15 protein-coding genes are annotated in these 15,043 nt (G+C 50.5%); 7 read left to right on the forward strand and 8 right to left on the reverse strand.

Annotated features, from left to right (window positions below; genetic code table 11):
• The first annotated feature begins 53 nt into the window (after positions 1-53).
• Positions 54-869: a VOC family protein gene (locus EPA93_RS18605; RefSeq protein WP_165423237.1), complete on the forward strand. Its 816-nt coding sequence runs from the start codon at positions 54-56 to the stop codon at positions 867-869.
• Here the strand turns inward: EPA93_RS18605 and EPA93_RS48505 are convergent.
• The gene (locus EPA93_RS48505; RefSeq protein WP_165423238.1) at positions 863-1,036 is read right to left on the reverse strand and encodes a hypothetical protein; all 174 of its coding nucleotides are present in this window, start codon (positions 1,034-1,036) and stop codon (positions 863-865) included. The two genes, EPA93_RS18605 and EPA93_RS48505, sit on opposite strands and share 7 nt — an antisense overlap.
• A gap of 166 nt (positions 1,037-1,202) precedes the next feature.
• Complete coding sequence (locus EPA93_RS18610; RefSeq protein ID WP_129888949.1) at positions 1,203-1,550, reverse strand: gamma-butyrobetaine hydroxylase family protein; 348 nt, start codon at positions 1,548-1,550, stop codon at positions 1,203-1,205.
• Between the two features lie 336 nt (positions 1,551-1,886).
• Between EPA93_RS18610 and EPA93_RS18615 the strand changes: the two genes are divergently transcribed.
• The 5 genes from EPA93_RS18615 to EPA93_RS18635 all read left to right on the forward strand — a co-directional run bounded on the left by EPA93_RS18615 (position 1,887) and on the right by EPA93_RS18635 (position 7,323).
• Entirely contained in the window at positions 1,887-2,795 is a 909-nt protein-coding gene (locus tag EPA93_RS18615; RefSeq protein ID WP_129888950.1) for a pentapeptide repeat-containing protein, read from the forward strand.
• 372 nt (positions 2,796-3,167) lie between these two features.
• Complete coding sequence (gene fabG, locus EPA93_RS18620) at positions 3,168-3,935, forward strand: 3-oxoacyl-[acyl-carrier-protein] reductase (protein WP_129888951.1); 768 nt, start codon at positions 3,168-3,170, stop codon at positions 3,933-3,935.
• Between the two features lie 90 nt (positions 3,936-4,025).
• Positions 4,026-4,895 (forward strand): class I SAM-dependent methyltransferase, encoded by an 870-nt coding sequence (locus EPA93_RS18625; protein ID WP_129888952.1) that lies wholly within the window; start codon positions 4,026-4,028, stop codon positions 4,893-4,895.
• A gap of 587 nt (positions 4,896-5,482) precedes the next feature.
• Entirely contained in the window at positions 5,483-6,481 is a 999-nt protein-coding gene (locus EPA93_RS18630) for a hypothetical protein (protein WP_129888953.1), read from the forward strand.
• A gap of 2 nt (positions 6,482-6,483) precedes the next feature.
• A complete protein-coding gene (locus EPA93_RS18635) occupies positions 6,484-7,323 on the forward strand; it encodes a hypothetical protein (protein ID WP_129888954.1) in 840 nt (279 codons plus the stop codon).
• A 57-nt stretch (positions 7,324-7,380) separates the two neighbouring features.
• On the opposite strand, the gene EPA93_RS18640 is transcribed toward EPA93_RS18635, so the two are convergent.
• The 3 genes from EPA93_RS18640 to EPA93_RS18650 all read right to left on the reverse strand — a co-directional run bounded on the left by EPA93_RS18640 (position 7,381) and on the right by EPA93_RS18650 (position 9,184).
• On the reverse strand, positions 7,381-7,986 hold the full coding sequence (locus tag EPA93_RS18640) for an ATP-dependent Clp protease proteolytic subunit (protein ID WP_129888955.1): 606 nt from the start codon (positions 7,984-7,986) through the stop codon (positions 7,381-7,383).
• Positions 7,987-8,113: 127 nt separating this feature from the next.
• Positions 8,114-8,845: a metallophosphoesterase family protein gene (locus tag EPA93_RS18645; RefSeq protein ID WP_129888956.1), complete on the reverse strand. Its 732-nt coding sequence runs from the start codon at positions 8,843-8,845 to the stop codon at positions 8,114-8,116.
• A 3-nt stretch (positions 8,846-8,848) separates the two neighbouring features.
• Complete coding sequence (locus tag EPA93_RS18650; RefSeq protein ID WP_129888957.1) at positions 8,849-9,184, reverse strand: hypothetical protein; 336 nt, start codon at positions 9,182-9,184, stop codon at positions 8,849-8,851.
• 140 nt (positions 9,185-9,324) lie between these two features.
• Here EPA93_RS18650 and EPA93_RS18655 point away from each other — a divergent pair, with 140 nt between their 5' ends.
• Positions 9,325-9,723: a helix-turn-helix domain-containing protein gene (locus EPA93_RS18655; RefSeq protein WP_129888958.1), complete on the forward strand. Its 399-nt coding sequence runs from the start codon at positions 9,325-9,327 to the stop codon at positions 9,721-9,723.
• 77 nt (positions 9,724-9,800) lie between these two features.
• Here EPA93_RS18655 and pgi read toward each other — a convergent pair whose 3' ends face one another.
• The 3 genes from pgi to gnd all read right to left on the reverse strand — a co-directional run bounded on the left by pgi (position 9,801) and on the right by gnd (position 14,321).
• Positions 9,801-11,438 carry a glucose-6-phosphate isomerase gene (pgi, locus tag EPA93_RS18660; protein WP_129888959.1) on the reverse strand — a complete coding sequence of 546 codons (1,638 nt, stop codon included), beginning with the start codon at positions 11,436-11,438 and terminating at the stop codon, positions 9,801-9,803.
• A gap of 67 nt (positions 11,439-11,505) precedes the next feature.
• Positions 11,506-12,909, reverse strand: coding sequence for a glucose-6-phosphate dehydrogenase (zwf, locus tag EPA93_RS18665; RefSeq protein ID WP_129888960.1), 1,404 nt, complete (start codon positions 12,907-12,909; stop codon positions 11,506-11,508).
• 392 nt (positions 12,910-13,301) lie between these two features.
• The gene (gene gnd / locus EPA93_RS18670; RefSeq protein WP_129888961.1) at positions 13,302-14,321 is read right to left on the reverse strand and encodes a phosphogluconate dehydrogenase (NAD(+)-dependent, decarboxylating); all 1,020 of its coding nucleotides are present in this window, start codon (positions 14,319-14,321) and stop codon (positions 13,302-13,304) included.
• Between the last annotated feature and the right edge of the window lie 722 nt (positions 14,322-15,043).

Genomic DNA, 15,043 nt, shown 5'->3' on the forward strand with positions numbered 1-15,043 from the left:
CCATCTCAATACAAGAAAATATCGCCTAAATCAACTTTCAGGAAATGGAAACCATGTCAAATCAAGCACAGTACCAGGCGGAGCCAGCAGAAACGCTCTTGCCTTTGACCATCGTTGTCAACGGGCAGCCATATGCCGTAGAAGCTAATGCGCAAGAAATTTTTCACGAAGCGCTTGAGCACATACTCCCACCCGGATTGCTCAGCGGGCATCGCATTCGTATCAGTACACCGGCCGGGGACGAGATCTTTCCCGATATGTTTATTGGAGAGACGGTCATCCATTTTAACACCCATATCATCCATGTTGAGGCGCGACCACTGAGCCAAGTGACAGCAGAACCGGGTCAACGCACCTGGACCAATCTCGGCTTTGATCATCTCGCCATTACAGTGGCCGATCGCGAAGACGCCAAAAATTTTTTCAGCGAAGTTCTGGGCATGACAATGGTACGGGATGATCGCCACCAAACCGTCTTCACAACTGGCAATGTTGCCCTATTCTGTTTTGGGACCGAGAAAGCTCCCCTCTCTGACGGTATACCTAGCCGCTGGCACCATCTCGGCTTTGTCGTTGATAATCTCGATGCTGCCTATCATCATCTGGCTTATCATGCCAAACTTCGTCGCGAACGCGTAGGCGAAGGCTCGGGCTCCATTTCTTCAGACTTTACCTTACTGGAGCGCAATGAGCGCTGGTCATTATACTGCCATTATCGCAACGGCGAAACTCGCCTGATGATCCAGATCTCCGAAATCAAGCAAGAATATCGAGGATTCGCAGATCCGCATCACTTCACCGACAAGATGTACAATTATCTTAGTGGCCGCTACGGCGTGCGCTTCGAAGAAGATAAAAGGGATCAGTGAGAAATCACACCCGTCGTAAAGAAAGCCATGACGATGAGCAGGCCCAGAATCAGAGCAATCGCCAGACGTAATAGTAGACCTACTACGTTAAAATTACGCCGCCGCCGGGCCTTTGTCGTCGTCGCAGCCTGAGCAGTGATTCCATTCATGAGCATTTCGGGCGCCAAACTAGCGCTTAAACCTTATAGCTAGCAGCGCCCTCCTCCCGTTATTTTAAGTCATTTATGCCTGTTGCTATCGTAGCTTAGATCAAGTATCAGTTGCGTTGCAGGAGATTAGCTTCTATCGTAACCAAAACTTAACAACGATAGAGAGCAGCAATAATAACAAATCCTACCTTTTGGGTACCTTTCTGCGACACTCATCACACTCGCACATAGCCCGCAACTTCTCATAGGTGTAAATGCCAGTTCGATGCCCATCTTCCCAGACGGGAGTCAAGCCATAGCGCCCCACAGGTTCTAGATTGACCAGCGTTGTTTCTTCTTCGCTCAAACTTTGCCTCTTCTGAAGCATTCCTGGCAAACCGCCTTCTCCGGCGCAATGAGCACACGGGCAGGCCCAGCGCAAGTTCTCCCAACCATGAATACTCTCGTGTTCATCGCTCCAAGATAAGATAAGCTGGCGGTTCTCTTCATCTAACAGAAATGATGTTGGAGATGGATGGTCATATTGAGTCATATTGTCTCTCCTCAAAGAGCTGGCAGACGATCAGTATATTCTTAGCTCTCAGGCTAGATTCATTACAGCAAGGATATTTCACCGCCTCCTATTATAATCCCTTCCTCGCTCGCGGTCTACAAAGCAAACGGGCTCTGCCTGGGCTTTCCACTGCTAAGTGGATGCCGGATATTTTTAGCCAATCGTATTCTATAACTAGAGAACATGCCTATAAAACGCGTATTCCCTTTGATTGAGCACTCCAAAATGATACTATCTGAGTAGTGTTCTGTTACTACGTCTTCTCGATCTGCGTCCTTGGAAATAGCGACTAATTACTAGTTTGGAGCATTAATCATGTCTGAGATGTTGTTTGCTGTGGGTATTCTTGGTGTAGTCATTACTATAGTGGCATGGTTGATCATAATAAATATGCAACGCCGCAGCAGTGAGCAAACACGCGCCGAGCACCAGGCTTGGGAGCGTGCCCAGGAAGCTCGCTTACAGCAATGGAAAACGCAACAAGAGCGGCAATTTATTGATTTTAAGCAAGAGCTTACAACCCAAATTCAACAAATCCAGAAGCAGGTTCAACAAACGCGAGATGAATGGAAAACGTGGGAAGAGAAGGATGCGGCGCGCAGCGAAGAGCTCAAGCAAGCCTATCAGGCTCTTATGACCCGAGAACGTATGGAATTTGAGCTAGTACGCCTGCCGCGCGTTGAGGATATTCCTCTACCGGCAAAAGAGGCAAGCCCAAACGGAAATACCTCTTTTCCCTGGCAGCCAGCCAATTTTCAGAATGCCAGGCTTTCTGAGCGAGACCTCTCTTCGCGCTACCTGCGCCATGCCGATCTACGCGATGCCCAACTCACCAACGCGAAGCTATTTATGACCGATCTCTCCTGGGCAAATCTGGCCGGGGCTGATCTCAGTGGCGCTGACCTTTCAGCCGCCAATCTGGCACATGCCGATCTGCGTGGCGCAAAGCTCACACGCGCCAATTTGCTGGTTGCTGATCTCAACCATGCAGTTCTCATAGGCACTAATCTGCGACAAGCGCGCAACCTGAGCGTCGAACAACTGCAGAGCGCTATTGTGGATAGCACAACGCAGTTTGATGCAGATCTACCATTACAAACATCGGCAATCCAGCCTAAAGATGATAAAGATGGTTCGACCAACCAGTCAGAGCCTCTAGACGAGACGACACTTTCAGCTTTATCAGAAGTAAAGGGATCTGACAAATCTTCCCTTCATTCATAAATTAGCCCTTTTCTTGTCGGTGGCGTCGGGACAATAAACGCGTATATCCGGATCGCATACACCCTTGCTATCCAGGCTAATCAGGCTTTATTGCCTCGCCGTCACAGCTTCACTACTGACTATATAGCTATAGCGCCTGGCACTCGTATGTTTAGGGCTCTCCCTAAGCACAACAAAAATCGTTTTACACACCATTATAAATGTTTTACACAGATCGATTAGACACATTTCTTAAATAAGGCGGGTGGTTATACTCTTCAGCCGGTCTCCAAAGGGAAGACAAGCGCCAATCAGTAAGGTATAATGGGTGCCATAAAATTCCTTAAGAGCACCAACCACCAAACAGAACAAATATTTGTGAGGATAGAGAGCATGGCAACTGAACAACAACTACCATTAGCCGGCAGAATCGCTTTAATCACTGGAAGCGGTCAGGGGATTGGCCGCGCAGCAGCCCAACGCCTGGCTCAGGCGGGAGCTGATATCGTTATTAATTACCGTAGCAATACCACCGCTGCCGCCGAGGCTCAGTCCAGCATAGAGGCACTGGGAAGAAAGTGCATTACCATCCAGGCAGATGTAAGTCAGGAGGAAGATGTCATACGGCTCTTTAAAGAAGCAACCCAATCGCTTGGCCCCATTACTATTCTTGTCAATAACGCAGGTACTACACGCGATAAGCTTATCCTCCAGATGCAGCTTGCCGACTTTGAGCACGTCATGGACAGCAACCTTCGCTCCACTTTTCTCTGCACCAAAGCTGCCTTACGCAGTATGATGAAAGCTCGTTGGGGTAGAATAGTCAACGTAGCCTCGGTTGCCGGACTACTGGGCCCAGTCGGACAGGCCAATTACGGCTCCTCCAAAGCGGCGATTATTGCCCTTACACTCAGTACCGCCCGCGAGATGGCCAGCCGCAATATTACAGCTAACGCCGTTGCACCAGGCTTTGTTCCAACCGAACTTACCTCCACGGTCTCTGAGTCGGTCCGCAAGTATATGCTGGATTCTACGCCGCTGGGACGCTTTGGCACCATCGATGAGGTCGCGGCAGCTATTTGTTTCCTTTGTATGCCTGAAGCAGGCTATATTACAGGGCAAGTCCTTAGCGTTGATGGTGGTATGTCCATGCATATCTAAAAAACTAGTGAAACAAGTTAGCGGCACATTGGATCTAACTCCTTAATAAAAGGCCTTATAGCATAAGGAATTATTAAGGAGGCTATATCCATGGGTTTGATCGAAACAGAGGAAACCAACAAGTATACCTTTGAACCTTTCGCATCTCACCAGTTCTATGCAGAAGTCAACCGTTCCCTTGTTCAACAAGCTCTAGCACATCTAGAGACGAAGGGCTCCCATACTCCACTGACAATTGTCGATATGGCTTGTGGGACGGGAGCTGTCACCCGCCTTATCGCTGAGGAAATTTCTAAGCGTGGGCTTCTCACCCAGACCCGCATCATCGGCGTCGATCCATCGGCTGAGGCACTGCGTCGCGCACAAAAAGGCATGGACGAATTGGGACTCAATGTAGAGGTAAGTTTTGTGCAAGGCGAAGCTGATGCTCTCCCTAATCTCGTCCATGTTGTTGATGCAGCTTTCTTCTGCAACGCTATCCACCTCGTTCCCGACAAGTCGATAGCCTTTCAGCAAGTTGCTTCTATCCTCAGTAAGGGGGGCATCTTTGCCTGCAATAGCGCCTTCTACGAAGGTACCTATGTCCCGGGGACTGAGCGTTTCTATCGCTTATGGACGCGCCGAGCCGTGGGCTGGCTGAAGAAAGAACATCCAGAAGCACACCTCTCAAGAGAGGCTAAAGCGATGGCTATGCAGTGGCTCACACCAGATGAATATATCCATAAGCTCAATGAGAGTGGCTTTGGACTTGTAGAGACCGAGTATACCGATGCTCCCATTTCCTTAGATGCATGGAGAGATATCGGTCAGTACTGGCTCTTTATTGAGGGTGCCTTACCTGGAGTTCCTCTTGCATATGGAGCTGCTGCTTTAGAGGCTGCTGTCTACCAGACAGGGCAAGAATTAGGCCTGACAGAGGTTCCGCGCACATGGCTACAACTTGTGGCCACGAAAAGTTAAAAGAGTCTATTCTACCCTGCTCCGCTAGAGATGTACGGAGGAATTTTTATATTTTTTCATTAGTAAATGAAATGCCAGGTTTTCCTGATAGCAGCTTCTACTATGCCTTGTTGCCCACGCGCTCAGGAGAACTCCATTTGTGGTGCCCAGTTACAAGCACAATTTATTCCTGACCTTGCCATTATTATTCAGAGTTTCTCCTGAAGTGGGCCATAAGAGAGCCATACAAGGTACATTAGCCGTTGGAAGGCAGGCTCAGAACTTCTGGGTCTGCCTTCCAACGGCTAATTCTGATCTTCCAGGGCTATTTAATTTTCCTGTTTTGCCCCACCCACCCGAGAAGAAGGGAAAATGGGGCACGGCCCATGCCCCGGCAGAGGACTTGCTGTCCTCTGATACCTGTCCCCCAGACAGGGATACCTCTCTCCCAGAGAGGGTGCCCTCTCCAGTGGAGAGGTATCTCCTGCTTCTCTAAAAACTAAATAGCCCTGCTGATCTTCTCAGAACTGTTGACGTCAGTGTGCCAAGCTGCTATTATGGAACTCAAGAGGTGCTTTGGTGGCTATTTTAACGGTAGGGTAACCGACATGCAAAAAGCACAAACATGGCGCGAGTTGTTAGGTACTATCCTTAGTGATTCTCGGGAGAAGCAGCGTCTTTCCGACGAGTTGGGTGTTACTCCGATTACATTAACCCGCTGGATCTCCGGCGAGTCAGATCCGCGTCCACAGAATCTACGGCATCTGCTTGATGTCTTGCCACAATATCGTGAGCAATTGCTAGATTTGCTCAGAGACGAGACAAATCTGAGAGAACTTATAGAGCCTCTACAAGACAACACAGATAAAGCAATCCCTTCTGAGTTCTATGCGCGCGTCTTTACTGCACGCGCCTCGACGACTGAAAACTTACGCTTCTGGTCGACTTGTAACCTCATTTTACAGCAAGCTATCGAGCAACTCGATCCCGAACGCCTGGGGATGTGTATCTGGGTTGTGCGCTGCATGCCTCCCTCCGGGCCTTTTAATAAAGTGCGCAGCCTGCGCGAGAGCGTCGGGCTAGGCACGCCTCCCTGGGGCGGAAATCTAGAACAGCAGGCAATGTTTTTAGGCGCCGAGTCGCTGGCTGGCAATGTGGTTACGCTCTGTCGCTCGGGCATTATTCAAAACCTTGATGAAGAGCACAACCTGATACCGGCTTCCAGAGTCGAATATGAAAAGAGTGTGGCCATTTACCCGATCTTATACGCGGGCAAAATTGCTGGCGTGTTGCTTGTCTCCAGTACGCAATACAATCATTTCCTCTCGCAACGCCGCACATCTCTTATTCAGAACTATGCAGACTTGATCGCCCTGGCCTTTGAGCCCGAAGATTTCTACGCGCCCGAACAGATAGCCCTTAGCATCATGCCTTCCCATACTGAGCAAAAAAGCTACTTTGCCCACTTCCGGCAGCGCGTGACAGATACCATGATCACGGCCGCAAGCAGGCACCAACCAACCAATTATCTGGCTGCCGATCAGGAGGTCTGGCAACAACTAGAGGCTGAGTTGCTGCAGATTCCGGTACACGAGCAACAGCAGTAAAAATGTCACACGATCATGGTAGTTTCAGGTCGGGCGCCGTTCACGATGATTTTGACGAGGCGTTGCATCCACGCTGGACGCAAACGTGCATCGGACCGGGGAAGCTCGCAATGCACGATTCTGCACTACGGCTGGAGCTTCCAGAAGTAGGGGCAGGTCAGTATGCTGACGCTCAGATCGATGATTATGGCGCGCTAGCGCGTTCGGCTTTTCCCTGGCGTCCACCGCTGCGCATGGAGGTGCGCGCCCGCTCATCTTTGCCAGCCGCTACGGCTGCCAGCACTCCGACAAGTCGGAATATCTTGCGTGGCACAGCCGGCTTTGGTTTCTGGAATTACCCCTTCTCAGTGCGGGGCGACATCCTTATGTTACCTGAGTCGATCTGGTTCTTTTATGCCTCTCCTCCATCTAATATGGCTCTGGTTCCTGATCTTCCCGGTTGGGGCTGGAAAGCCCAGGTTGTTCACAGCATGCGCAAAGAGGCCCTCCTGGCCACAGTGCCCACAGCTCTGAGCACAGGCTGGGGCTGGCTAACAGGTAATACGCAACCAGCAGCCCGCTGGCTCCAGCGGCTTAGCGGCGCTAGTGAGGCCCTCTTGCCACTTGATATGACGGCCTGGCATACCTATATCCTGGAATGGCATTCCACAGCCGCCGACTTCTGGGTTGATGGTCAGCATATCTTACATGCGCTACATCCTCCAACGCGGCCGCTGGGCTTTGTGGCCTGGCTCGATAATCAATTTGCCATCGCGACCCCGCGTGGAGTGTTGCGTTTTGGAGCTGTGTCCAGTCCCGCGCAATGGTTCGAGCTCGACCGTGTAAAAATCGAGCCCCTTTAACATAAAAAGTGAGGATGGCCATAGGAGACCATCCTCACGAAATCCTCGGCGGCATAGTTATTCTTGCGGCTTCTCGGCAAAGGTTAGCACCTCGTCAATAATGCCGAATTCCTTGGCTTCTTTCGCGCTCATATAATAATCGCGATCGAAGTCATGCCTGATGCGCTCAAGCGACTGGCCGGTATGCTGATGAATGATGCCGTGCAGTTCATCGCGCAAATGCACTATCTCACGAGCCTGGATCTCAATATCCGAGGCCTGACCACCACCACCGTTCTGCAAAGGCTGGTGCATATGGATGCGCGAATGAGGCATAGCATAGCGCTTACCTTTCTCTCCTGCCAACAATAGGATCGTACCAAAGCTAGCCGAAAAGCCCACGCAAGTAGTGGCTACAGGACATGGCAGAACGCGCATCGTATCGTAAATGCCCAGGCCAGCATAGATGGAGCCGCCAGGAGAATTGATGTACATATTGATCTCGCGTTTGCTATCTTCGGCCGCCAGGTAGAGTAACTGGGCCACCACCAGGTTGGCCAGGGTATCTTCGATAGGTCCGTTGACCATAACAATGCGATCCTTCAATAAGCGCGAATAGATGTCATAAGCGCGTTCTCCGCGCCCCGTGGTTTCCAGAACAGTCGGAACAATTAATCCTGACATGAGATCTCTCCTTTTATAGCCATTAGCAATCGTTGCTAAGCTTTACATTATAAGATGGCCTTTGCTTCACCCGATCAAAACAGTATCTATTGATCCGCAAAGCTCATTAGCACGCTCTAAACCCTGATTAAGCTTTCCAGTCTGCCGCGCACCATTGGGCATGCGGCATACCACTACTGAGCATAGCTTTGACGAACGCCTCCACATCAAAAGGCACACGACGCAGCTCTATGCCTACATACTCAGCATTCGCGCTGATAATCGCATACTCTCCCCAGGCAGGGTTATATATGCTCTGTAAGGAGGGCGAATAGCTATACGCTAAACCAACACTTCCCGGGTTGCATAAAATCATGTCTTCATGACGACGAAGCAACTGCACATGAGTGTGGCCAGCTGCAAGCACTTCGGTCGAATAGCTGGCCAACATACGCCTGAGCTCCTCCACAGGCGTTTCTGCATCGATCCTCTCAAGGTTAGACTGCGGCGAGCCATGACAACACAGCAGCTTTGTCCCCAGCAAATCTAACTGAATCGTTGGCAGAAAACTGCGCAGATATGCTCTCTCATCCTGAGATAATTGCTGAGCACACCATAGATCAATCTCTTCTATCTTTCTGGTATCTTCATCCGCATCTGCTGAGAGCTGCGGCTCTATTAGCCAGGCATCCACATTGCCCATCACAATGGGAATTTGCAATGCTCGTAACTTCTCAATCACCTCGCGCGGCTGAGGCCCTGTTCCGGCCACATCCCCCAGGCATACGATCTGCTCTACCCGTTCTCTGGCGATATCGGCAAGCACAGCTTCAAGAGCAACCAGGTTCCCATGAATATCAGAGATTAACGCAATACGCATACATCACCCACGAGCGGCGCGCGTAAAGTAGTAATAGACCAATCCGCCCCTACCGGTGGCTCTTTCATCAAGCACACCTATCATCACCCAACCTTCACGCCCCAGCTCATTGAGCTGCTCAACATCGGGCAAGGCAGCTTCGCGAGCATCGACGCTAAGCACGTGATATTCCCAGCGCGCAGGTTCAGGAGTAACGTTCTCATAGACGGTAGGGATAAAAGCGGTAGGACGTCGTTCCGTACTATCATCCATACGTGGATTCAAGGCCTGTCTTATTCCGATTGTTTGCTCTACCTTGTGGTGGAGCTCTGAATTGTGATATGGTTGAACGAAAAACATGTTATTTTCTCCTTTGCTATTGTCCTTACAGCTTCCCCTTGAATATACCATGCGGATAGTTTATTATTACAGGGATAATATATGCTGTTAGCATATGTCTTTAACAAGCAATGCTCTAAGCATAGGAAGGGCAAAAAGATATGGCAGATTTGCAGGAAATTTTGGGTCGGGTAGTGCGCCGCGAACGCCAGGACCGCAACCTCACGATCAAAGAGTTGGGGGAGAAAGCGGGAATCTCAGAAATCTATGTTGGCGAGATCGAACGAGGTCAGAAATACCCCTCTTCTAAGGTTTTAGAGAGTCTGGCACATGCGCTGGATCTGGACCTTGCCGAATTTCTAGAAATGATGGCTGAAGAGATCCGTGGCGAGCGTGAGCCGCAGATCACAAGTGTGATCGGCTTTACGCATCCTAACGCCGCCGGGCAGCCACGGCGCCTTGTTGTGAAGCGCATCGTCAACATGCTGGATGAGGGAGATATTGAGAGTGTCGCCAATTTCAGCGAATTTCTGCTATCCAGGCGCACAAGCATCTTCTAGAGCCTGGCTTACGACAATGAGGCCCTGTCTCCCATGTAAGGCACAAGGACAGGGCCTTGCCAGACATAACGCTAAGGCTAGGCCTTTTTCATGCGGCGATAACGGCGAATGAGCGAGTTCGTCGAGCTATCATGTGTAAGCTCAGGCTCAGAGCCATTTTCAAGCTCGGGAATAATGCGATTCGCCAGCACCTTGCCAAGCTCTACTCCCCATTGATCAAACGAGTTGATATTCCAGATCGTCCCTTGCACAAAAACCTTATGCTCATAGAGCGCAATTAGCTTGCCAAGAGTTTCCGGTGTCAAGTGGCTGCTTAGAATGGTATTTGTGGGATGGTTTCCCTCAAAGGTACGATGTGGAACCTGGAAAGATGCAACGCCATCGGCAGCAACTTCTTCCGCAGTCTTGCCGAAAGCCAGAGCCTCGGTTTGGGCAAAGAGATTGGCCATCAAGAGATCGTGATGGCGACCAAGCGGATTCAAGGCGTGCACAAAACCGATGAAGTCGCAAGGAATGAGCTTGGTGCCCTGGTGAATAAGCTGATAAAACGCGTGCTGGCCATTCGTTCCAGGCTGTCCCCAGATGATAGGCCCGGTCTGATAATTCACCCTGCGGCCCTCTAAATCGACAGACTTACCATCGCTCTCCATATCTAGCTGCTGCAGATATGACGTAAAGCGTCCAAGGTAGTAATCGTAAGGGAGAATCGCTACAGTCTCAGCGCCAAAGAAATTGTTATACCAGATACCCAGTAAGGCCAGGATAACCGGTAGATTTCGCTCAAAGGGGGCTGTACGGAAATGCTCATCCATAGCATGGAAGCCAGCCAGCATCTCCCGAAATTTCTCGGAGCCAATCGCTATCATCAAGGAAAGGCCGATGGCGGAATCATAAGAATAGCGACCACCGACCCAATCCCAGAACTCGAACATGTTGGCCGTATCGATACCAAATTTGGCAACTTCTGTGGCATTGGTAGAAACGGCCACAAAGTGTTTGGCTACGGCCTGCTCACTGCCCAGGGCATCAACACACCACTTGCGCGCTGAATGGGCATTAGTAAGCGTCTCAAGCGTTGTAAAGGTCTTGGAAGAGACGATAAAGAGCGTCTCAGCCGGATCAAGATCGCGCGTGCACTCTACGAACTCGTTGCCATCGATATTCGAAACGAAACGTAGGGTCAGATCGCGATCGCTATAATACTTGAGGGCATCGTAAGCCATATATGGACCAAGGTCAGAACCGCCGATACCAATATTGACGATATTGCGAATGCGCTTGCCAGTATAGCCCTTCCATGCGCCGCTTCGAACTCGATTGGAGAAATCAGTCATCTTGTCAAGCACGGCGTGAACCGCAGGAACCACATTCTCACCATCCACCACAATGGATTGGTCCTTTGGCGCACGCAAGGCTATGTGCAGCACGGCGCGCTTCTCGGTGATATTGATCTTGTCCCCACGAAACATAGCATCAATACGCTCTCGCAACCCTGCCGTCTCGGCCAGTTGCAGCAAGAGCCGCATGGTTTCATCGGTAACACGATTCTTGGAATAATCAAGATAGAGATCCTCAGCTTCGCAGGTGAAGCGCTCACCGCGCTTAGGGTCCTGAGCAAAGAGTGTGCGGAGATGAATATCTTTCACCTTCTGATAGTGATCCTCAAGCGCCTGCCAGGCAGGACGCTGGGTCAGTGGTGTTACACTCACGGACATAATCTTCTATTCTCCTCTTCAACGTTCTTATAACAGTATATTGCCCCAACGCGCCATGCGGGCAGTCTTACCACCTGGAAGCATTTGTATTCTCATCAGGTTCGGGATTCTGCCAGCCCCCATCACGAGCTGCAACGCGCTCGGCCTCGGAGGGTCCCCATGTGCCAGGATCATACTCAAAGATTGGTGTTACGTCGCCAAGGATTGGATCAACAACGCTCCAAGCCGACTCTACAGCATCCTCGCGCACAAAGAGCGTAGCATCGCCACACATTGCATCGCCAAGCAGGCGCTCATAGGGCTCCATCTCATCTCCAGAATGCTGCCGGGCAACAAGTTCTACTTCCTCACCCTTCATGTTCTCCCCAGGCAGTTTGGCACGTGCGCCAACAGAGATGAGCACATCAGGGCTCAGACGAAAGTGGAAATAGTTTGCATGGGGCGGTTCAATATCTCCAAACACATCTTGAGGCGGCCGTTTCAGTTCTACCAGGATATCAGTCGCAGTTGTTGGCAAGCACTTGCCAGCCCGAATAAAGAAAGGTACATCGGCCCAGCGCCAGGTATCCAGGTAAAGCTTCAAGGCGGCAAAGGTTTCTACCTGAGAGTCAGGGGCCACACCTTTTTCCTGGCGATAGCCGCGATACTGGCCACGCACGACATTGGCTGGATCAATAGGCCGCATTGCTCTAAAGACGCCAGTCTTAGCCTCGCGTAGGGCCTCGAAGTTGCTTCCATACGGAGCTTCCATAGCCAGCAAGGCGACAATCTGGAGCATATGGTTCTGCACAACGTCACGAATCGCGCCGGCTTCTTCATAGAACTTACCACGGTCAGCTACGCCAAACTTCTCGGCCATTGTGATCTGAACACTTTCAACATAGTTACGATTCCAGACAGGCTCTAAAAAGGAATTGGCAAAACGGAAGTAGAGAAGATTTTGGACAGGCTCCTTGCCCAGATAATGATCTATGCGATAAATGGCGGGTTCAGGGAAGACCTTATGCAAGGTCGCATTCAGCTCCTGAGCTGAAGCCAGATCTCGTCCAAACGGCTTTTCGATGACCACGCGGGCATTATCAGCACAGCCAGACTTCCCTAAACCCTCAACAACGGTGCCAAACAGGCTGGGGGGAATCGCCAGGTAATATAAAGGGCGCGAGGCTGTACCCAGGGCCTGGCGTAGCCGTGCATAGGTATCATCGCTCGTGTAGTCGCCCGAGACATACTGCACCAACGAGCACAACTTCTCAAAAGCAGCTTGATCTACACCTCCACCATGCTGCTCAAGGCTATCGTGGATATGTGCGCGCAGCTGCTCTATCTTCCAGGGCCTGCCCGCAACGCCAATAACTGGAACATTCAGATGATTATGCTTGATCATCGCTTGCAAGGCCGGAAAAATTTTCTTGTATGCGAGATCTCCTGTTATGCCAAAGAAAACAAGGGCATCCGAGTGAGAATCCGTCATAACAAATCCTTTCTGCAGACCCGTTCCCGGGATGGGAGGAAAGCAAGGCACGCTCCAACGGAGCGAACCCCAGGGGGCCGCTTTTGATGAGAGCGGCCAACTCCATCGCGTGTGCGGGCACGCTGCGATCTAGCAGGTAATATGCGCCTCAATCGGCATAGCAGCAACTTCTTTCTCTCACGCCCGGCTCAATCTCATGGCCACCGTTCTAGCTAGAATTGTAGAGCCATAAGCCGATCGCTACATCTTTGCCAGCATGATGAGAAACACTTGCAGCTATCGCAAATTCCTTAGAGAGTGCTCTCCCTGACCAGGCGCGGCCAGGGAGCACCGGCAATAAGTGACCTCCAGCAGAGGAGATTTATTGTTAGCAAGCACTCCCTGTTTATAAGCTAGCTCTCTTTCTCTAAGTGACCACCGAACTCATAGCGCATGGCAGACAACACCTTATTGGCAAAGTCCGCTTCGCCACGCGAGCTAAAGCGCGCAAAGAGCGCGGCACTCAAGACAGGAGCTGGCACCGACTCATCAATCGCGGCAGCTACAGTCCAGCGACCCTCGCCCGAATCAGATACGCGACCAGCAAACTTTTCGAGCTGAGGGTTTTGCAGCAAGGCACTGGCAGTCAGATCGAGCAGCCATGAACCAATGACGCTACCACGCCGCCAGAGCTCTGAGACATCGGCGAGGTTAAAATCATAGTGATAATACTCTGGATTCTGCAGCGGTGCCGTCTCTGCATCGATGGTCTGCTGATCTTTACCTATGTTGGCATGATGCAGAATATTTAAGCCTTCCGCATAGGCGGCCATGACGCCGTACTCAATGCCGTTATGCACCATTTTCACAAAGTGACCCGCGCCATTTGGTCCACAATGCAGATATCCCTTTTCAGCCGTGCCGCCAACTTTCTCGCGACCGGGGGTACGCACTGCCGCATCCACGCCAGGAGCCAGGGTTGAAAAGATCGGATCAAGGCGCTTTACCGCTTCATCATCTCCACCAATCATAAGACAATAGCCACGATCGAGGCCCCAAACACCACCGCTTGTGCCGGTATCTACATAATGGATGTTGTGCTTCTTCAGCCATTCTGCTCTGCGGATGTCATCGCGGTAATAAGAATTGCCACCATCAATGACTATATCATCAGGAGATAGATGAGGCAGCAATTGCTCTATGGTTTCATCAACCGAGGCAGCCGGCACCATCAGCCAGACAACGCGTGGCGTCTCTAGCTGCTTGACAAGATCTTCCAATGAGGATGCTCCGGAAGAAATAGAACCCTCATCTATACGTTTCTGCACAGTTGCAGCTGTACGAGCATAACCTACGCAGGTATGACCTGCGCGCAAGAGCCGTTTCGCCATGTTGGCGCCCATACGGCCAAGACCTACTAAACCGAGTTGCATAACTTATTCCCTTTCTCTTCATTTCTATCCACTCTGCCTGAGACCTGGCAAGTGTCCCCTGGAAGTGTATAATCTATCAGCTGGATGTAGCAAACACATGTTTGTGTACGAAACCAAAGTACTGCTCTGTACCTCTTGATTAGTTACTTAAACACATTTAAGGCTCCTATCTCATACACGCAAAATTCCACCCATCAGTCACAGATTCTTGTTACTTCTTTGTAATACCCTCCACATAGGCAATTTACAGCATCTTTCTGACCAGCCTTCGCTCCCTGAAGACGACCCTATCTGCTAGATCTCCCTCCCAGCAGGTCATATCATAACATATGGCAACATTTACCAGGAAATAGGCCTATAGCTTGCTTTTTCCCCTTTGCTCATGCATAATGAATGCAAATGTAGGCAAGGGCAACTTAGGCAAGCCACAGTTGGAAAACTTCAGGATAGGATAGAGATATGGAGTTAATGGAGGAGCCAGAAACCGCCATCGTGCATGGCTGCCCCTCTCAGGAAAATGCTACGGGCTCGTCTAGCGAGGCTTTTCGCACTTCGAAAGAACGAGCTCTTTAGCAAGTTTACGCTCAACATACTCTCTAAGGTCCTGAACCAAGATATATTCTACAGCAAAAACCTACAAGAAGGCTAAATATTTACTACATGTACCTATCAAAACACTTTATTGGGAGCTAATCACTACTTTTCGTTAGTGTTGAGCATGC

The sequence above is a fragment of the Ktedonosporobacter rubrisoli genome, assembly GCF_004208415.1.
Taxonomy (GTDB): domain Bacteria; phylum Chloroflexota; class Ktedonobacteria; order Ktedonobacterales; family Ktedonobacteraceae; genus Ktedonosporobacter; species Ktedonosporobacter rubrisoli.